13 protein-coding genes are annotated in these 16,620 nt (G+C 63.9%); 6 read left to right on the forward strand and 7 right to left on the reverse strand.

What is annotated here, in order from left to right; all coding sequences use genetic code 11:
* Positions 1 to 12: 12 nt before the first annotated feature.
* The 3 genes from hpaD to NKH95_RS09395 are packed head-to-tail and all read right to left on the reverse strand — an operon-like array spanning position 13 to position 2,923.
* Positions 13 to 993, reverse strand: a complete 981-nt coding sequence (gene hpaD / locus NKH95_RS09385; RefSeq protein WP_352891390.1) for a 3,4-dihydroxyphenylacetate 2,3-dioxygenase — start codon at positions 991 to 993, stop codon at positions 13 to 15.
* A gap of 14 nt (positions 994 to 1,007) precedes the next feature.
* A complete protein-coding gene (hpaE, locus tag NKH95_RS09390) occupies positions 1,008 to 2,525 on the reverse strand; it encodes a 5-carboxymethyl-2-hydroxymuconate semialdehyde dehydrogenase (protein ID WP_352891391.1) in 1,518 nt (505 codons plus the stop codon).
* Between the two features lie 11 nt (positions 2,526 to 2,536).
* Positions 2,537 to 2,923: a 5-carboxymethyl-2-hydroxymuconate Delta-isomerase gene (locus NKH95_RS09395; protein ID WP_352891392.1), complete on the reverse strand. Its 387-nt coding sequence runs from the start codon at positions 2,921 to 2,923 to the stop codon at positions 2,537 to 2,539.
* A 211-nt stretch (positions 2,924 to 3,134) separates the two neighbouring features.
* Here NKH95_RS09395 and hpaR point away from each other — a divergent pair, with 211 nt between their 5' ends.
* Positions 3,135 to 3,530: a homoprotocatechuate degradation operon regulator HpaR gene (hpaR, locus tag NKH95_RS09400; protein ID WP_127276380.1), complete on the forward strand. Its 396-nt coding sequence runs from the start codon at positions 3,135 to 3,137 to the stop codon at positions 3,528 to 3,530.
* A gap of 88 nt (positions 3,531 to 3,618) precedes the next feature.
* On the opposite strand, the gene NKH95_RS09405 is transcribed toward hpaR, so the two are convergent.
* The 4 genes from NKH95_RS09405 to NKH95_RS09420 form a co-directional block, all read right to left on the reverse strand.
* Positions 3,619 to 4,749, reverse strand: coding sequence for an aminomethyl transferase family protein (locus tag NKH95_RS09405; RefSeq protein ID WP_352891393.1), 1,131 nt, complete (start codon positions 4,747 to 4,749; stop codon positions 3,619 to 3,621).
* A 52-nt stretch (positions 4,750 to 4,801) separates the two neighbouring features.
* Positions 4,802 to 5,578, reverse strand: a complete 777-nt coding sequence (locus NKH95_RS09410; protein WP_352891394.1) for an ABC transporter substrate-binding protein — start codon at positions 5,576 to 5,578, stop codon at positions 4,802 to 4,804.
* A gap of 124 nt (positions 5,579 to 5,702) precedes the next feature.
* Positions 5,703 to 7,445 (reverse strand): hydantoinase B/oxoprolinase family protein, encoded by a 1,743-nt coding sequence (locus NKH95_RS09415; protein ID WP_352891405.1) that lies wholly within the window; start codon positions 7,443 to 7,445, stop codon positions 5,703 to 5,705.
* A 16-nt stretch (positions 7,446 to 7,461) separates the two neighbouring features.
* Positions 7,462 to 9,546: a hydantoinase/oxoprolinase family protein gene (locus NKH95_RS09420; protein WP_352891395.1), complete on the reverse strand. Its 2,085-nt coding sequence runs from the start codon at positions 9,544 to 9,546 to the stop codon at positions 7,462 to 7,464.
* Between the two features lie 220 nt (positions 9,547 to 9,766).
* Here NKH95_RS09420 and NKH95_RS09425 point away from each other — a divergent pair, with 220 nt between their 5' ends.
* From NKH95_RS09425 to NKH95_RS09445, 5 genes are all read left to right on the forward strand, one after another.
* Positions 9,767 to 10,594, forward strand: coding sequence for a ferredoxin--NADP reductase (locus NKH95_RS09425; RefSeq protein ID WP_127294708.1), 828 nt, complete (start codon positions 9,767 to 9,769; stop codon positions 10,592 to 10,594).
* A 153-nt stretch (positions 10,595 to 10,747) separates the two neighbouring features.
* Entirely contained in the window at positions 10,748 to 11,797 is a 1,050-nt protein-coding gene (deoC, locus tag NKH95_RS09430; protein ID WP_352628937.1) for a deoxyribose-phosphate aldolase, read from the forward strand.
* A gap of 72 nt (positions 11,798 to 11,869) precedes the next feature.
* Positions 11,870 to 14,242, forward strand: coding sequence for an aldehyde dehydrogenase family protein (locus NKH95_RS09435; protein ID WP_352891396.1), 2,373 nt, complete (start codon positions 11,870 to 11,872; stop codon positions 14,240 to 14,242).
* A 269-nt stretch (positions 14,243 to 14,511) separates the two neighbouring features.
* A complete protein-coding gene (locus tag NKH95_RS09440) occupies positions 14,512 to 15,243 on the forward strand; it encodes an SDR family oxidoreductase (protein ID WP_352891398.1) in 732 nt (243 codons plus the stop codon).
* A 218-nt stretch (positions 15,244 to 15,461) separates the two neighbouring features.
* The gene (locus NKH95_RS09445) at positions 15,462 to 16,307 is read left to right on the forward strand and encodes a fumarylacetoacetate hydrolase family protein (protein ID WP_127328023.1); all 846 of its coding nucleotides are present in this window, start codon (positions 15,462 to 15,464) and stop codon (positions 16,305 to 16,307) included.
* The last annotated feature ends 313 nt before the right edge of the window (positions 16,308 to 16,620 follow it).

The raw sequence follows: 16,620 nt of genomic DNA on the forward strand, positions 1-16,620 counted from the left end.
CCTCGTCCATCGTCACGGCGCAATGATCGGCGACGCCGTCAGATCCGGCTGGCGTGCCTTCGCCCCGGCAAACACACTACCCTCCTCAAACCAGCTTTTCGGCGCCGGCGCGCCCCACAGCGTCTGGCGCTGCGGGTCCTTGAGGTCCCATTTGATCGGCTCGAGGTCCGGATCGACCGTCTGGTAGTCCGAACAGTAGATCTCGATGCGGTGGTTGTCCGGGTCTCTGACATAGAGGAAGAAGGCATTGGAAATGCCGTGCCGGCCGGGGCCGCGTTCGATGTTCGGCAAATAGCCCGTCGTTGCCATCAGATCGAGCAGGTCGATGATGTTGAGCGGCGTCGGCACCCAGAAGGCGACGTGGTGCAGGCGCGGGCCGATGCCGTTGGTGAAGGCGATGTCGTGCACGCCGCCCTTGCGGTGCGTCCACGCCGCCCACAGTCTTCCGCTGCTGGCGTCCTCGGTATACTCGGTCACCCGGAAGCCGAGCTCGTTGTAGAAGGCGACGGACTCGTCGACATTGGGCGAGAAGCAGTTGAAGTGGTCGATGCGCAGCGGCTTCACGCCCTTGTACAGCGCGTATTTCTGGTGGATCGGCGGCAGCCGCTCCATCTCAGCGTAGAATTCGAGCGGAATGCCGTGCGGATCGCGGGTGCGGAAGGTTCGCGACTGGTAGGGTCGCTCGACCCATTTCACCGGCAGGCCTTTTCCCTTGAAGAAATGCACCGCTTTGTCGAGATCCTCGTCCGAGAAGACCTTGAAGCCGAGGTCGCGGGCTTCGGCCGTGGCCCCCTTCTTCAGCACGATACAATGGTGCCCGCGCTCCTCCAGCGCCCTGAGATAGATGGTGTCCGAAGTCTCGTCGGTGACCTGGAGGCCGAGCGTATCGACATAGAACGCACGGGATTTGGCGAGGTCGGTGACGGCCAGCTCGACATGGCTGAGGCGCACGATGTTGAAGGCGGGATAGAGATTGGGCTTGGGCAAGGGCATCTGATTTCCTCCGGTCAGCCGCCGAGTTTCTGGATCGCGTGCGCGGTCGTCGCGAAGGCTACGTTCTTCGTCTCCATGTAGAAGTCGAAGGAATGGTCCCCGCCGTCGCGGCCGATGCCGGAACTCTTGACGCCGCCGAACGGTGTCGGCAAATGGCGCACATTCTCCGAGTTGACCCAGATCATGCCGGCATCCAACGCATCGGTGAAGCGGAAGGCGCGGGTGACGTCGGACGTCCAGAGATAACCGGTCAGACCGTATTGGGTGTCGTTGGCCAGCGCGAGCGCTTCAGCCTCGTCCTTGAAGGGAATAGCGCTCAGCACCGGCCCGAAAATCTCCTCCTGCGCGATACGCATGCCGTTGGAGACGTTGGTGAACAGGGTCGGGCCGACATAACAGCCGCCGCCCGGCCCATCGACCTTGCCGCCGCCGACGGCGAGCGTGGCCCCCTCCGACCTGCCGATCTCGATATAGGACAGCACCTTCTTTTCATGCACCGGATGGATCAGCGGCCCGACCACCGTTTTCGGATCGAGCGGGTGGCCGACGACGATGCGCTTCGCCCTCTCCGCGACTTTGGCGGTGAAGCTCTCATAGACCGAGGCTTCAACCAGCAGCCGCGACGACGAGGTGCAGCGTTCGCCATTCAGCGAATAGATCATGAATACGACGGCGTCGGCGGCGCGTTCGAGATCGGCGTCGGCAAAGACGATCACCGGGTTCTTGCCGCCAAGCTCGAAATGCACGCGCTTCAGCGTGTCGGCGCCTTGTTTCATGATCATCGAGCCGGTACGGCTTTCGCCGACAAAGCCGATCGCCTTGATGTCGGGATGCTCGGTCAACGCCTTGCCGGCATCTTCACCCAGGCCGTTGACCAGGTTCCAGACACCCTTCGGCAGGCCAGCCTCCTCGGCGATCTCGACGAGCAGGCGGGCGGTCAGCGGCGAAAATTCAGCCGGCTTATGAACCACGGTGCAACCGGCCGCCAGCGCTGGTGCGATCTTCCAGGTCGACAGCATGAACGGCGTGTTCCACGGCGTGATGATGCCGACCGGGCCGATTGGCACCCGCGTGGTGAGGTTGACCTGGCCCGTGGTCCGCAGCGTCTCGCCGTCGCGCGCTTCGGGCGCACGGTCGGCGAAGAAGCGGAAATTCTCGGCACCCCGCAACGCCGCCTTGGCCATAAATTTCAGCGCCTGGCCGGTATCCATGCATTCGACGAAGGCGATCTCCTCGGCACGCGCCTCGATCGCGTCGGCGATTCTGTGCAGCAGCTTCTTGCGTGCCTCGCCAGGCATGGCGGCCCAGGCCGGGAAAGCCGCCTTCGCCGCCTTGGCGGCGCGGTCGATGTCGGCAGCCCCGCCGCGCGCGACGCTTGCCAGCGGCTTCAGGTCGACCGGCGACAGCGTTTCGAACGTCGTGCCGTCGAGCGCCGGCACCGCCTCGCCGCCGATCTGGTTCAACACGCCATCGCGCTTGAAGCGGGCCAGATAGGCCTCGGCCTTATTCAGATTGCCTTGCAGGTCGGACATGTCGGGTTCCGTCACTTGCCGCGCAGTCGCGGGTGGATTGCGTTTCTCTTCCAGCTGAGCACCGGGTCGATTTCCCGGATTTCGAGCGACATGGCGAAATGCGGGGTCTCGAACAGCGTGCCAAGGTATTCGCTCACCGCCGCGAAGACAGCCTCGCCAGTCCGCTTCTTGTCGTCGGCGCTGCGGCCGGTGCCGATGCGAAACGACATGTCGAGAAAGGCGTTTTCCGGCAGCCTGTCGGCCATCGCGTAGGCCTCGGCGCGAAACGCCCGCACCCGCACGGCGCCGGTTTCGAACAGCCCGGTGTCCAGCACTGTGCGCAACACCAGAGCGCACAATTCGCCCATATCGACCTGGGCATCGAGATTGGCCGAATACTCGATGGAGAAGTGAGGCACGGCGTTTCGTTCCCTGGGTTATTGCCTTGTTGTAGTTAACGCGTTAATTACATGCAGCATGCGCGAAGTCAAGCCTTGCATCGGGCTTGGCGCAACGATACGGGATGGCGGGAACGGGCCCTGGCAGGCGGATTCGGCCGAGGGAGGCCTGTTTCGATCGCAAGCGTGGGAGGCTCTTTTCTTGCTGCCTGAAACCCGTCGTTCTCTGCCGATGGCGCTGCTTCATGCCCGCGAAGCGGTGATGGCGCGGTTTCGGCCGATGCTTGCCGCGCATGACGTGACCGAACAGCAATGGCGCGTGCTGCGCGTGCTGAGCGAAGCCGGCCCGGTCGAGGCGACGGAACTCGCCGACCGCGCCTCGGTTTTGCCGCCCAGCCTGACGCGCATCATCAAGGCGCTCGAGGGACGCAAATTCATCACCCGCAACAAGGCCGAAGGCGACGGCCGCCGCGTCGTTCTAACCATTGCGCCCGCCGGTTCCGCCTTGATCGACGCCCTGTCGCCCGAGCGTCGCGTCATTTATGACGACATCGAACAGCGCTTCGGCCACGAAAAGCTCGAGCAGTTGCTCGATTTGCTGGAGACGCTGATCGATGGCGAAAGCTGATCGTTCCGGCTACCGCAGAAGTTTCGACGGTCGCTCGGGTTGACGGCCCGCATACCTTGGAAAGGCCGAAACACCCGATGGGGGTCAGTTAACCTCGCAACCTCACCCCTTCCGGATCGAAGAACGGTATCGGCGCCACGACCGCACGCGTCGGCTGACCACCGATATCAATGTTCAATTCGGTGCCGACAGCCATGAAGGGCAGCCGCAGATGCGCGGTGGCCAGCACCTTGCCGAGGGAATAGCCGTGGTCGCTGTAGGTGACGATGCCGGCGTCCTCGCCATCGGCCAGAACCTTGGCATCGGTCGCGGCCGGCTTGTCGCCGTCGAGGATCAGTCCGACCCATTGCTCGTCGAGGCCGGTGTCGCGGACCTTGAGAAGCGCCTCGCGGCCGACGAAATCGCCCTTGTCGAACTTGATCCAGCGGTCGAGGCCGACATGGAACGGGGTGCGGCTCTCGTCCATGTCGATGCCGTGCGCCGGGTAGGCCTTTTCCAGGCCCAGCGTGAACATCGCCAGCACGCCATAGGGTTTCAGGCCAAAGTCACGGCCGGTGCGCATCAGCGCGTCCCAGAGCGAGGCCGCCTCGTCGGCCGGCACGAACAATTCGAAGCCGAGTTCGCCGGTCACGCCGGTGCGCGAGATCAGCACCCGCGTGCCGTTGATATGGCCCGACGTGAACGACCAGCGCTTCAGTCCATCCAGATCGGCATCCGCAATCAACGCTTTCAGCAGTTCGCGCGAGCGCGGACCCTGGATGGTCGGGAAGGCGATGGCCGCCGTGATGTCGGTGACATAGGCCTTGCGGCCCTGGGCGTGATGATGCAGCCAGGGCAGCATCTTCAGGCGGTTGACCGAGCCGGTCACCAGCATGAAGTGCTCCGGGCCCAACCGAAACACGGTGAGGTCGTCCATGATGCCGCCATCGTCGCGGCAGACCGTGGAATAGCGGACCTGGCCCGGCTTCATGGCGGCGGCATTATTGACGATGACATGGTTGACCAGCGCCTCGGCGTCCGGCCCCTTGACGTCCATCTTGCCCATCGTGCTGAGATCCTGCACGCCGACGTTTTTGCGGGTGTTCAGGTGCTCGTCGGCAATGCCGGAATAAGTTTTGGCCGAGATGAAATCGCCGCCGACACGACCCATGGTCGCGCCCAGCCCGACGATGCTGCTGTAGAAAGGGGAACGCCGCTCAGCCAAGGAAGTCTCCATCATCCAAGAAAAACGGCAGCGCCAGGCGGCGCTGCCGAAGGTGATTGCGTCAGGATCAGCCGCCGTAGACGTCGAACGAGAAATATTTGTCGTTGATTTCCTTGTATTTTCCGTTGGCGCGCAGCGCGTCGATGGCCGTATTGAGCTTGTCGGCCAGTTCCTTGTTGCCCTTCTGCAGCGCGATGCCGACGCCGGGGCCGTGAATGGCCGGATCGGCCGTCAGAGTGCCGAGCAGCTTGCAGCAGGCGCCGTCGGGCTTCTTCAGCCATTCGGTCAAGATGATCGAGCCGTCCATCATCGCGTCGAGGCGGCCATTGGCCATGTCGGTGCGGGCGTCGTCGCCGGTCGGATAGGCCTTGACGGTGGAGCCTGAATATTTCTGCTCGGCGAATTTCTGGTGGATGGTCGCGGTCTGCACGCCGAGCGCCTTGCCTTTCAGGTCGTCCGGCGAGGTGCCCGCGACGGTTGAGTCCTTCGGTACGGCGATGGCCGGCGGTGTCTGGTAGTATTTGTGGGTGAACTCGACCTTCTCGGCCCGCTCGGGCGTGATGGTGATGTTGATGATGGCGTCGAACTTGCCGGCCTGCAGCGCCGGTATGGAACCATCGAAATCCTGCACGCTGAACTCACACTCGGCCTTCATCTCGGCGCACAGCGCCTTCCCCAAGTCGATGTCGAAGCCACCCAGCGTGCCGTCGGCACTGGCGTAATTGAAGGGCGGATAGGCGCCCTCGGTACCGATCCTGAGTTTTTTGTCCTGGGCGGAGGCGGCGCCCGTGGCAAGGGTGAGAGCGACGGAAGCGGCAAGCACGAAACGACCGGAAAGACACATGTTCGAGTTCCCCGTTGAAAGCGGGAAGTCTACGGTCTTCCAGGCGTGCGACGGAGACGGAAACGACATGCGCTGCGGCGATCGCGGCGCGGCGGGCGATCCAGGCCAGGCGATCGGTGGTGCGTTACCCGGCGCGCTGCTTGTTGGTCGCCGCCCGGTCGATGGCCAACTCCCCGGCCGAGAGGACAACGCCAAACTTTTCGGTGGCTTCCTCTGATGTGTAGTACCCCAGCGCCACGTCGCGCAGCACCAGATCCGGATCGCGCTGCAGCGGATCGCCGTAGCCGCCGCCGCCCGGCGTGCCGACGCGCACGCGGTCGCCGGCCTTGAGCGCAATGTCCTGCTCCTTCGAAAGGTGCAGCGGCACATGTTGCTCGCCGTTGCGGAAGACGGTCACCGTGTTGACCGCGCCATCCCTGCCGCCGAGTGCGCCCTGTGGGCCGAAACGGCCGTGGTCCATGACGAAGGAGGCCCGGGCGTCACCGCGCAGGATTTCGACCTCATAGGCGAGGCCGAAACCGCCGCGATGCTTGCCAGCGCCGCCCGAACCCTCGCGCAAGGCATAATGGCGGTAGAGCACCGGGAATGCCTGTTCCATGATCTCGACCGGCGGCGATTTAGAAATGCCGATGGTCGAGCAGCCATTGGTCAGCCCGTCATGGCCTGAATTGCCGCCGTAACCGCCGCCGGAGATCTGGTACATGACGTAATCGCGGCCGCGCGCCGGGTCATTGCCGCCGAGCGCGAAATTGCCGCTGGAGCCGGCGGGCGCCGCCGTCACCTTGTCGGGCAGCGCCTGCACCATCGCCGCGAACACCGCCTCGGCGATGCGCTGCGACACTTCGGCCGCGCAACCCGAGACCGGTCGCGGATATCTGGCGTCGAGGAAAGTGCCTTCCGGCCGCTTGACTTCAAGCGGTTCGAACGCGCCGGCGCTGATCGGCACATCGGGGAAAATGTGGCGCATGGCGAGATAGACCGAGGACAAAGTCGTCGCCAGCACGCTGTTCATCGGCCCGGCGCACGGCTTGGACGAGCCGGTGAAATCGAAGGTCAGCGTATTGCCTTTTTTCTCGACGGCGAGCGCAATGGTCAGCGGCTCGTTGACCACCCCGTCGGAATCGACAAACGCCTTGGAATGGTAAGTGCCGTCGGGAATGGCTGAGATGTTGGCGCGCATCTGCTCGGCCGCGCGGCGGCGCAGTTCGGCGATCGCCTCGACAACGGTTTCGTCACCGTAACGATCCAGGATTCCGTTAAGCCGGTCCTGGCCGATCAGCAGTGCGGCGGCCTGGGCCCTGATGTCGCCGATGCGCTGGTCGGCGACACGGATGTTGGAGCAGATGATGGCGTAGATCTCCGGATCGAGCACGCCCTTCTTGAACAGTTTTACCGGCGGCAGCCGCAGACCTTCCTGCTCGACTGCGGTCGCGGAGGCCGAAAACCCGCCCGGCACCGAGCCGCCAATGTCTGGCCAGTGGCCGGTGTTGGACAGCCAGCAGAAGATTTTTCCCGCCCGGTAGACCGGCATGGCGAAGCGCACATCCATCAGATGGGTGCCGCCGAGATAGGGGTCGTTGACGATGTAGATGTCGCCTGGTTCCGGCGGCAGGCAACGGCCGTCGGCGATCATCTCGATCACCGTCCTGGTCGAATATTGCATGACGCCGACAAATACCGGCAGGCCCTGCGAGCCTTGCGCGATCAGCGAACCATCGACAGCCGAATAGATGCCGTCGGAACGGTCGTTGGCCTCGGCGATGACAGGCGAGAAAGCGGCGCGAGAGAACGCAAGGTCCATCTCGTCGCAGACCTGCTGCAAGGCGGCCTGGAGAACCGAAAGCGTGATGGCGTCGAGTTTTGCCATGTCAATGTCAGACATCTCAGGCCTCGCCGATGTCGATGATGATGTTGCCGTCGGCGTCGCAGCGTGCGCGGTCGCCGGGCTCGAGCACGGTGGTGGCGTCCATCTGTTCGAGGATCGCCGGCCCTTCGATTTCAGCGTCAAGCGGCAGTTTTTCGCGCGCATATACCGGCGTGTCGTGCCAGCGCCCGCCATACCAGACCGGCCGGATTTCGCGCCTTGCCTCATCCAGCGTTGTTGCGCGCCCCGCCGGATCGATCAGCCGCGACAGATCGATCGCCGGACGCACGCCGGTCACCGACGTGTTGAGATTGACGAGGTTGGCGCGGATTTCCGGCAGTTCGACCTTGAAGCGGGCGAAATAGGCCTTTTCGAAAAGCTGCTGCAGCGTTGCCCGCGTCACCGATGAGGACGGCAGCGGCACGTTGATGATGTGGGTCTGGCCGACGAACTGCATGTCGGCGGAGTGGGTGACGCGGATCGTCTCCGGCTTCACCGCTTCCTTGCCGATCAGCTCTTCACCTTCGTTTCGGTGGCGTTCCAATACAGTATGAAGCTGTTTTTCGTCGAGCACCGCCACCGGCTGGTTGATGGTGTTGACGAAATCATGGCGCAGGTCGGCGACGACGCAGCCGAGTGCGTTGGTGATGCCCGGACGCGCCGGCACCAGCACCTTTGGCAGGCCGAGTTCGCGCGCCAGGGCGGTCGCATGCAGCGGGCCGGCGCCGCCAAAGGCGAACAGCGCGAAATCACGAGGGTCATGGCCGCGCGACACCGAGACCATGCGGATGGCGCCGGCCATCTTCATGTTGCCGAGCCGCAGCACCGCGCCCGCCGCCTCGACGCCGGACAGGCCGGTCGCCTTGCCGATCTTGTCCTCGAAAATGCTGGTGACGCGCTCTGATGTGACGGGATTTTGGACCGCCAGCAGCTTCTTCGGCGCCAGCCGGCCGAGCACCAGATTGGCGTCGGTAATGGTTGGCTCGAGGCCGCCGCGTCCGTAGCAGATCGGGCCGGGATTGGCGCCGGCACTTTCCGGACCGATCTGGATCAGGCCGGCCGCATCGACGCGGGCGATCGAGCCGCCGCCGGCGCCGACCGTGTGCACCGCCACCATCGGCACATGGATCGGCATCGCATATTCGATCTCGATCTCGTTCGAGACTGCCGGCTCGGCATTGCGGATCAGCGCCACGTCGGTCGAGGTGCCGCCCATGTCATAGGTGACGAGGTTTTCGAAGCCGGCGCGTTTTCCGGTATAGGCGGCGGCGATGACGCCGGAGGCCGGGCCGGACATGACCGTCTTGGCCGATTCACGTGTGACGAAGCGGGCCGAGATCATGCCGCCATTGCCGTTCATGATCAGGAAGTCGCGGGCATAGCCTTTCGCGCCCAATTCCTTGCGCAGCCGCTCGACGTAGCGCTCGAGGATCGGCTGCACGGAGGCGTTAACCGAAGCGGTCACGCCGCGTTCGAATTCGCGCGCTTCCGACAGCAGCGCGTGGCCTGCCGTGATGTAGCCGTTCGGCCAGAGTTCGGCGGCGATTTCGACGGCGCGCCGCTCATGTGCCGGATTGGCGTAGGAATGCAGGAAATGGATGACGAGGGATTCGCAACCGGCCGCGATCAGCGTCTGCACGGCGTCGCGCATCTCGGCCTCGTCGAGCGGCGTGCGCACCGCGCCCGACGCTTCGACACGCTCCGAGACTTCGAGCCTGAGATTGCGCGGAATGATCGGTACGAAGCTGCCGGTCATGCCATAGGCCTGCGGCCGCGTGCGCCGGCCCAGCTCGATCACGTCGCGAAAGCCGCGCGTGGTGATCATGCCGGTTTTCGCCAGCCGGCGTTCCAGCACCGCATTGGTGGTGGTGGTCGTGCCATGCACGATGAGGTCGATGCTATCGATGGCAAATCCGGTGGCGCCGAGTGCCGAAACGACACCGAAAGCCTGGTTGTCCACCGTGGTCGGCGTCTTGGCCAGATACACCCGGCCGCCGTCGCTTCCGTCGATCAGGAGCAGGTCGGTGAAGGTGCCGCCGACATCGATACCGGCGACGACATTTCCCCGGGAATTGCGCGCTTGCGCCGAAATATTCTCTTCCATCGTCGAAACCCGAAATGCGCGGACTACGGATATGCGCCAGTTTGGAAAGCTGTTTTAAGGGAGCATCTTGACGCAAATATCGTTTGTATACTAATAAATTCCGGACACAAGAGCTTGCCGCTTTGCAGTGTGCGAACAGCCCGCCGGGATCTGAATGGTCCGGGCGTGCAGGTGAAAGTTTGGCGCCCGCGTCCACGGTTGGGCCAGAAGGTTGGATTTGATGAACACCACATCCGCTCTCAACACCGTCGGCGCCCGACCGCTGCAGTTCCCGATTCCGGCCAACGTCTATGCCGAAACCGTCGTCTCGGTGAAGCACTATACCGACCGGCTGTTCTCGTTCCGCATCACCCGTCCGCAGTCGCTGCGCTTCCGTTCCGGCGAGTTCGTCATGATCGGCCTGCCCAATGCCGAGAAGCCGGTGTACCGCGCCTATTCGGTGGCAAGCCCGGCCTGGGACGAGGAGCTGGAATTCTTCTCGATCAAGGTGCCGGACGGTCCGCTGACCTCCGAGCTGCAGAAGATCCAGGTCGGCGACACGGTCATCATGCGCCAGAAGTCGACCGGCACGCTGGTGGTCGACGCGCTGACGCCGGCCAAGCGGCTGTTCATGATCTCGACCGGCACCGGCATCGCGCCTTTCGCCAGCCTGCTACGCGACCCTGATACCTACGACAAATTCGATCAGCTGGTCCTGACCCATACCTGCCGCGACAATGCGGAACTCACCTACGGCCAGGAGCTGGTCGCGGCGTTGGAAAGCGACCCGCTGATCGGTGAACTGACCACTGGGCGCGTCACGCTCTACAATTCGACGACCCGCGAAGAGTCGGCACGCATGGGCCGCATCACCGCGCTGATCGGCTCCGGCAAGTTCTACAGCGATCTCGGCATCGACAAGCTCAGCCCGGAAACCGACCGCATCATGATCTGCGGCTCGATGCATATGCTGAAGGACGTCAAGGAACTGGCCGAAAGCCTCGGCTTCGAGGAAGGTTCGCTGAGCCACCCGGCGACCTTCGTGGTCGAGCGCGCTTTCGTCGGCTGAGCCGCACCTAACATCTCGAAGTCTGCGTTTTTGACCGCGCGGTCAAAAACTGCTGCTTTCGCCGCCTTTTTCGGCTATCACCGTCTGCAGGACTCGTGAAGTACGACTTCGCGGGCTATCTTCGGCACACGTCGCTGAATGAAAGGGCAGTAGATGAGCAGCACAATCCGAGAAGCCGATATCGGCTCGTCCAAGGTGACGCCGCTGCCGGCGCGTGCCGCCGCCAACACAGCCGTTCCACCGGACCATCGCATTGCGCGCAATCCCGGCATGAAGCTCGATCTCGGCTTCATGGAATCGGTGCGCAGCGTCAACCGCTCGGCGCTGGAACGGCGCGTCGCCAGCCTGACCAAGCGGCGCTCGATCAAGGCCGACAACCAGGCCGCCTGGCTGCTAAAGGCCGTCTCCTGCATGGATCTGACGACGCTGAATTCCAACGACACCGAGGAGCGCGTGCGCCGGCTCTGCGCCAAGGCGATCAATCCGTTCCGCCGCGACATCGTCGAGGGCCTGGGCATATCAGGTGAAACCATCCGCCCGGCCGCCGTCTGCGTCTACCATCCCTTCGTCACCACCGCCGTCGATGCCGTGCGCGGCGCCGGCATCCATGTCGCCGCCGTCTCCACCGCCTTCCCGCATGGTCTGGCACCCCTGTCGACCCGCCTGCAGGAAATCGAAGCCTCGGTCCGCGACGGCGCCGACGAGATCGACGTGGTCATTCCACGCGGGCTGGTGTTCGGCGCCAAATGGCGCGAGCTATACAATGAGATCGTCTCGATGCGCGCCGCTTGCGGTGACGCGCATCTGAAGGTCATCCTCGGCACCGGCGACCTCGCCACGCTGCGCAATGTCATGCTGGCCTCGATGGTAGCGATGATGGCAGGCGCCGACTTCATCAAGACCTCGACCGGCAAGGAAAGCGTCAATGCGACGCTGCCCGTCGGCCTCGCCATGGTGCGCGCCATCAGGGCCTATTTCGAGGAAACCGGCTATCTCATCGGCTTCAAGCCGGCCGGCGGCATTTCCACGGCCAAGGCCTCACTCGACTGGCTGGTGCTGATGAAGGAAGAACTCGGCCGCCCATGGCTGGAGCCGGACCTGTTCCGCTTCGGTGCGTCGAGCCTCTTGACCGACATCGAGCGCCAGCTCGAGCACCATCTGACCGGACACTATTCGGCCAATCATCGCCACGCGATGGCTTGAGAGATTTACCCCCACCCCGATCGGCAAGCCGATCGACCCTCCCACAAGTGGGAGGGGTGACGGAGGCGCCCAATGAACATTCTCGACCGCTACCACGCCATGGAATACGGCCCGGCGCCGGAAGCCCGCAACGAGGCCGATGCGTGGCTTGCCGCGCGCGACTTCTCCAAGGCGCTGTTCATCGGCGGCGACTGGAAAGCCGCGTCCGGCGGCAAGACTTTCGAGACCAGCGAGCCGTCTTCCGGCAAACTGCTGGCCAAGGTCTCGGACGCCAATGCCGCCGATATCGACGCGGCGGTTGCGGCGGCCACCAAGGCGCTGCCCAAGTGGAGCGCCAGTTCAGGCTATGTCAGGGCGAAAGTGCTCTATGCCATCGGCCGCGCCATGCAGCGCCACCAGCGCCTGTTCGCGGTGCTTGAGACAATCGACAATGGCAAGCCGATCCGCGAAAGCCGCGACATCGACGTGCCGCTGGCCATCCGCCATTTCATCCACCATGCCGGTTGGGCGCAGGCGCTGGACAGGGATTTCCCCGGCCACAAGGGTGTCGGCGTGGTCGGCCAGATCATTCCGTGGAATTTTCCGCTGCTGATGCTTGCCTGGAAGATCGCGCCGGCCCTCGCCGCAGGTTGCACCGTGGTGCTGAAACCAGCCGAGTTCACGCCGCTGACGTCAATCCTGTTTGCTGAGATCTGCGAGCGCGCCGGCGTGCCGAAAGGTGTCGTCAACATCGTGCAGGGCGGTCCTGAGGCCGGCGGGGCCATCGTCAACCATCCCGGCATCCAGAAGATCGCTTTCACCGGCTCTTCCGAGGTCGGCAAGATCATTCGCAAGGCGACCGCCGGCTCGGGCAAGAAACTGTCGCTGGAGCTTGGTGGCAAGTCGGCCTTCATCGTCTTCGAGGATGCCGATCTCGACAGCGCCGTCGAAGGCCTGGTCGACGGTATCTGGTTCAACCAGGGCCAGGTCTGCTGCGCCGGTTCGCGACTGCTGGTCCAGGAAGGCATCGCCGACGCCCTGATCGCCAAGGTCAAGACGCGGATGAGCCGGCTGCGCGTCGGCAGCCCGCTCGACAAGAACACCGATATCGGCCCGCTGGTCGACGCCACACAGCTCGAGCGCGTTAAGGGCCTGGTCGCCGAAGGTGCCAGGCAGGGCGCTGTCTGCTGGCAGCCGGATGCGGCGCTGCCGTCTTCCGGCTACTACCATCTGCCGACGCTCGCCACAGGTGTTTCGCCGGCTAACATATTGGCGCAAGAAGAGGTGTTCGGCCCTGTTCTGGCGACCATGACCTTCCGCAACACCGAGGAAGCGATCGAGCTTGCCAACAACACGCGCTATGGCCTCGCCGCCTCGGTGTGGAGCGAGAACGTCAACCTTGCCCTGCACGTCGCGCCGCAATTGAAGGCCGGCGTGGTCTGGGTCAACGGCACCAACATGTTCGACGCGGCCTGCGGCTTCGGCGGCTACCGCGAGAGCGGTTTCGGTCGCGAAGGCGGGCGCGAGGGCATGTTCGAATATCTCACGGCGAAGCTGCCGCTCGGCCAGATCATCAAGCCGGCGACGACCTCCGCACAGCCAGTCGAGCAGGCCGACGGCTCGGCAATCGACCGCACGGCTAAGCTGTTCATCGGCGGCAAGCAGGTACGGCCGGACGGCAATTATTCGCTCGCCATCGCCACCGCCAAGGGCAAGCTTGCCGGCGAAGTTGGTCTCGGCAGCCGCAAGGATATCCGCGATGCTGTCTCCGCCGCCCGCGCCTGTAGGGGCTGGCCCGAGGCGACCGCCTATAACCGCAGTCAGGTGCTTTACTATCTGGCCGAAAATCTCTCCGGCCGCGCCGCCGAGTTTGCCGCCCGCCTCACCGAGCTGACCGGCGCCAGCGCCAAGGCCGCGCGGGAAGAAGTAGAACAGTCCATAGAGCGCCTCTTCCTCTATGCCGGTCTGGCCGACAAGTTCGAGGGCCGCGTGCACCAGCCGCCGGCGCGTGCCGTGACGCTGGCGCTTCATGAACCGGTCGGCGTCGTCGGCATCGTCGCCCCCGACAGCTCGCCGCTGCTCGGCCTGATCTCGCTGGTCGCACCGGCGCTGGCCATGGGCAACACCGTGGTCGCGGTGCCTTCGGAGCGCTATCCGCTGCTGGCCACCGATCTCTACCAGGTCATCGAATATTCCGACGTTCCCTCAGGCGCCATCAACATCGTCACCGGTCGCAGCGCCGAACTTGCCGGCGTGCTGGCCAAGCATGACGATGTCGACGGGCTCTGGGTGTTCGCCGATGCCGAGACCTGCGCCCAGGCGGAAGCCGAGTCCATCGGCAACCTCAAGCGCATCTGGAGCGGAAATGGCCGCGGCCTCGACTGGGCATCCGACGAAGCCGCCGGCGACGCCTTCCTGCGCCGCGCCGTCGAGGTCAAGAATGTCTGGGTGCCTTACGGCGATTAATGTATGTCGCCCAAAAGTGCGCAGCGGTTTTGGGGCAACGACATATATAAAGGCAAAGAGCCAAAGCGCGTCGCGCGCTTTGAGCTCCCCCCGGTGCTGTCGAGACCGTGTTCGGGGTTGACGCACGGACAGATGTTCTTTAACGAGAAAAAACATCTTTACCAGTGAACGATCAACGGCGCAGGCTGCACGATCATGCGTGACTGGCACATGACGCCTTGGCCAGCCGCAGGTAGACCCGAACTATCCCAGTGGACGAGGAGAACAGTATGGCGGATCTGGCAGGCAAGGTCGTTGTCGTCACGGCAGCGGCGCAAGGCATCGGCAAGGCGAGCGCACTGGCCTTCGCAAAAGCTGGCGCCATCGTCTACGCCACCGACATCAACGAGGCCCTGCTGGCGGAACTCGCCAAGACGCCGGGGATCAAGACCCGCAAGCTGGACGTGCTCAACGAGGAAGCCGTCAACGCCGCCTTTGCCGAGATCGGTGTCGTCGACGTGCTGTTCAACTGCGCCGGTTTCGTCCATTCGGGCTCGATCCTGGAGATGAAGGACGGCGACCTCGATTTCGCGCTGAACCTCAATGTTCGCGCCATGATCCGCACCAGCCGGGCCGTGCTGCCCGGCATGCTGGAACGCGGCGACGGATCGATCATCAACATGGCCTCGCTGGCCAGTTCCACCAAGGGCGTGCCCAACCGCTTCGTCTATGGTCTGACCAAGGCCGCGGTCATCGGCCTGACCAAGGCGATCGCCGCCGACTATGTCGGCAAGGGCATACGCTGCAACGCCATCTGCCCCGGCACGGTCGAGAGCCCGTCGCTGCAGGACCGCATGCACGCGCAAGGCGACTACGATGCCGCCCGCGCCGCCTTCATCGCCCGCCAGCCGATGGGCCGGCTCGGCACGCCGGAGGAGATCGCGGATCTCGCCGTCTATCTGGCCGGCGCCACCTATACGTCAGGGCAGGCGTACAATATCGACGGCGGCTGGTCGATCTGACTGCGGAAATCTTGCGCGAGCCGGACGATCTGGCCCTTTCCCGGCGTTTGACAGGGGATCGAAGAGTCTGAAAATCCCGCGCGCCGCTATCTTGCATGGCGATCGCGCTTGTCCGTAGTCAGGTCGATGGGTACGGTCCGCCGGTTCCGCGAAGGCGCAATCGCCTTGGCGGAAAGTTTGCAAAAGGCCACGAGGCCGCAATCAGGAGAAGAATTTAGATGAAACTGCTGCGCTATGGCGAGGTGGGAAGCGAACGTCCCGGCCTGCTCGATGCGGATGGAACGATCCGTGATCTCTCCGCTCACGTTACCGATATCGGCGGCAAGACGCTCGATCCGGCATCGCTGGCGGCACTCGCCAAGCTCGATCCGAAGTCGCTGCCAGCGGTTTCCGGCAGCCCGCGCCTCGGCGCCTGCGTTGCCGGCACCGGCAAGTTCATCTGCATCGGCCTCAACTATTCCGACCATGCCGCCGAAACCGGCGCCACCGTGCCGCCGGAGCCGATCATTTTCATGAAGGCAAGCTCGGCCATTGTCGGGCCGGATGACGACGTGCTGATCCCCCGCGGCTCGGAGAAGACCGACTGGGAAGTCGAACTGGCCGTGATCATCGGCAAAACCGCCAAATATGTCAGCGAGGCCGATGCGCTCGACTATGTTGCCGGCTATAGCGTTGCCCACGATGTCTCCGAACGCGCCTTCCAGGCCGAGCGCCAGGGCCAGTGGACCAAGGGCAAGTCCTGCGACACGTTCGGCCCGACCGGCCCGTGGTTGGTGACCAAGGACGAGGTAGCCGATCCGCAGAACCTCAAAATGTGGCTGACCGTCAACGGCAAGACGATGCAGAACGGCTCGACCAAGACCATGGTCTACGGCGTAAAGTATCTGGTGTCCTATCTCAGCCAGTTCATGTCGCTGCACCCCGGCGACATTATCTCCACCGGCACCCCGCCCGGCGTTGGCCTCGGCATGAAGCCGCCGGTGTTTTTGAAGGCAGGCGATGTGGTGGAGCTCGGCATTGAAGGCTTGGGGCAGCAGAAGCAGACGTTCAAGGCTGACGTGTAGGCTTCTCTGTTCTCTCCTTGTGTCTCTGGAATGAGAAGAGGAAGGGGCGGTTTCGCGCCTTTCCTCTACCCCGTCGATCGGGGGAGAGGTGGCGAGCGAAGCTCGAGGAGTGGGGGCTCGATCCGCTCGTCTGTCGAAGCGACTGTACTGACACGTCAGTCCCTATCCTATGGCGGTTTTGGCTTGGGTCCAGGTCTTCCCCCACTCCGTCGCCGCTTCGCGGCGCCACCCTTGTATCTACACGAGAGAGATTTCGTGGGATTAGAGCGATTGAGCCAAGGTCCGGGCGGCCGCCCGGACCTTGGCTTGGCGA

Source organism: Mesorhizobium sp. M0848 (genome assembly GCF_040319805.1).
In the GTDB taxonomy this organism is placed as follows: domain Bacteria; phylum Pseudomonadota; class Alphaproteobacteria; order Rhizobiales; family Rhizobiaceae; genus Mesorhizobium.

Excerpts from the sequence above, each read along its gene's own strand:
- NKH95_RS09415 (WP_352891405.1), bottom strand. The coding sequence starts at position 7,445 with ATGGCAAAACTCGACGCCATCACGCTTTCGGTTCTCCAGGCCGCCTTG.
- NKH95_RS09445 (WP_127328023.1), top strand. The coding sequence starts at position 15,462 with ATGAAACTGCTGCGCTATGGCGAGGTGGGAAGCGAACGTCCCGGCCTG.
- NKH95_RS09405 (WP_352891393.1), bottom strand. The coding sequence starts at position 4,749 with ATGATGGAGACTTCCTTGGCTGAGCGGCGTTCCCCTTTCTACAGCAGC.
- hpaD (WP_352891390.1), bottom strand. The coding sequence starts at position 993 with ATGCCCTTGCCCAAGCCCAATCTCTATCCCGCCTTCAACATCGTGCGC.
- NKH95_RS09410 (WP_352891394.1), bottom strand. The coding sequence starts at position 5,578 with ATGTGTCTTTCCGGTCGTTTCGTGCTTGCCGCTTCCGTCGCTCTCACC.
- deoC (WP_352628937.1), top strand. The coding sequence starts at position 10,748 with ATGAGCAGCACAATCCGAGAAGCCGATATCGGCTCGTCCAAGGTGACG.
- NKH95_RS09425 (WP_127294708.1), top strand. The coding sequence starts at position 9,767 with ATGAACACCACATCCGCTCTCAACACCGTCGGCGCCCGACCGCTGCAG.
- hpaR (WP_127276380.1), top strand. The coding sequence starts at position 3,135 with ATGGCGCTGCTTCATGCCCGCGAAGCGGTGATGGCGCGGTTTCGGCCG.
- NKH95_RS09435 (WP_352891396.1), top strand. The coding sequence starts at position 11,870 with ATGAACATTCTCGACCGCTACCACGCCATGGAATACGGCCCGGCGCCG.
- NKH95_RS09420 (WP_352891395.1), bottom strand. The coding sequence starts at position 9,546 with ATGGAAGAGAATATTTCGGCGCAAGCGCGCAATTCCCGGGGAAATGTC.
- NKH95_RS09440 (WP_352891398.1), top strand. The coding sequence starts at position 14,512 with ATGGCGGATCTGGCAGGCAAGGTCGTTGTCGTCACGGCAGCGGCGCAA.
- hpaE (WP_352891391.1), bottom strand. The coding sequence starts at position 2,525 with ATGTCCGACCTGCAAGGCAATCTGAATAAGGCCGAGGCCTATCTGGCC.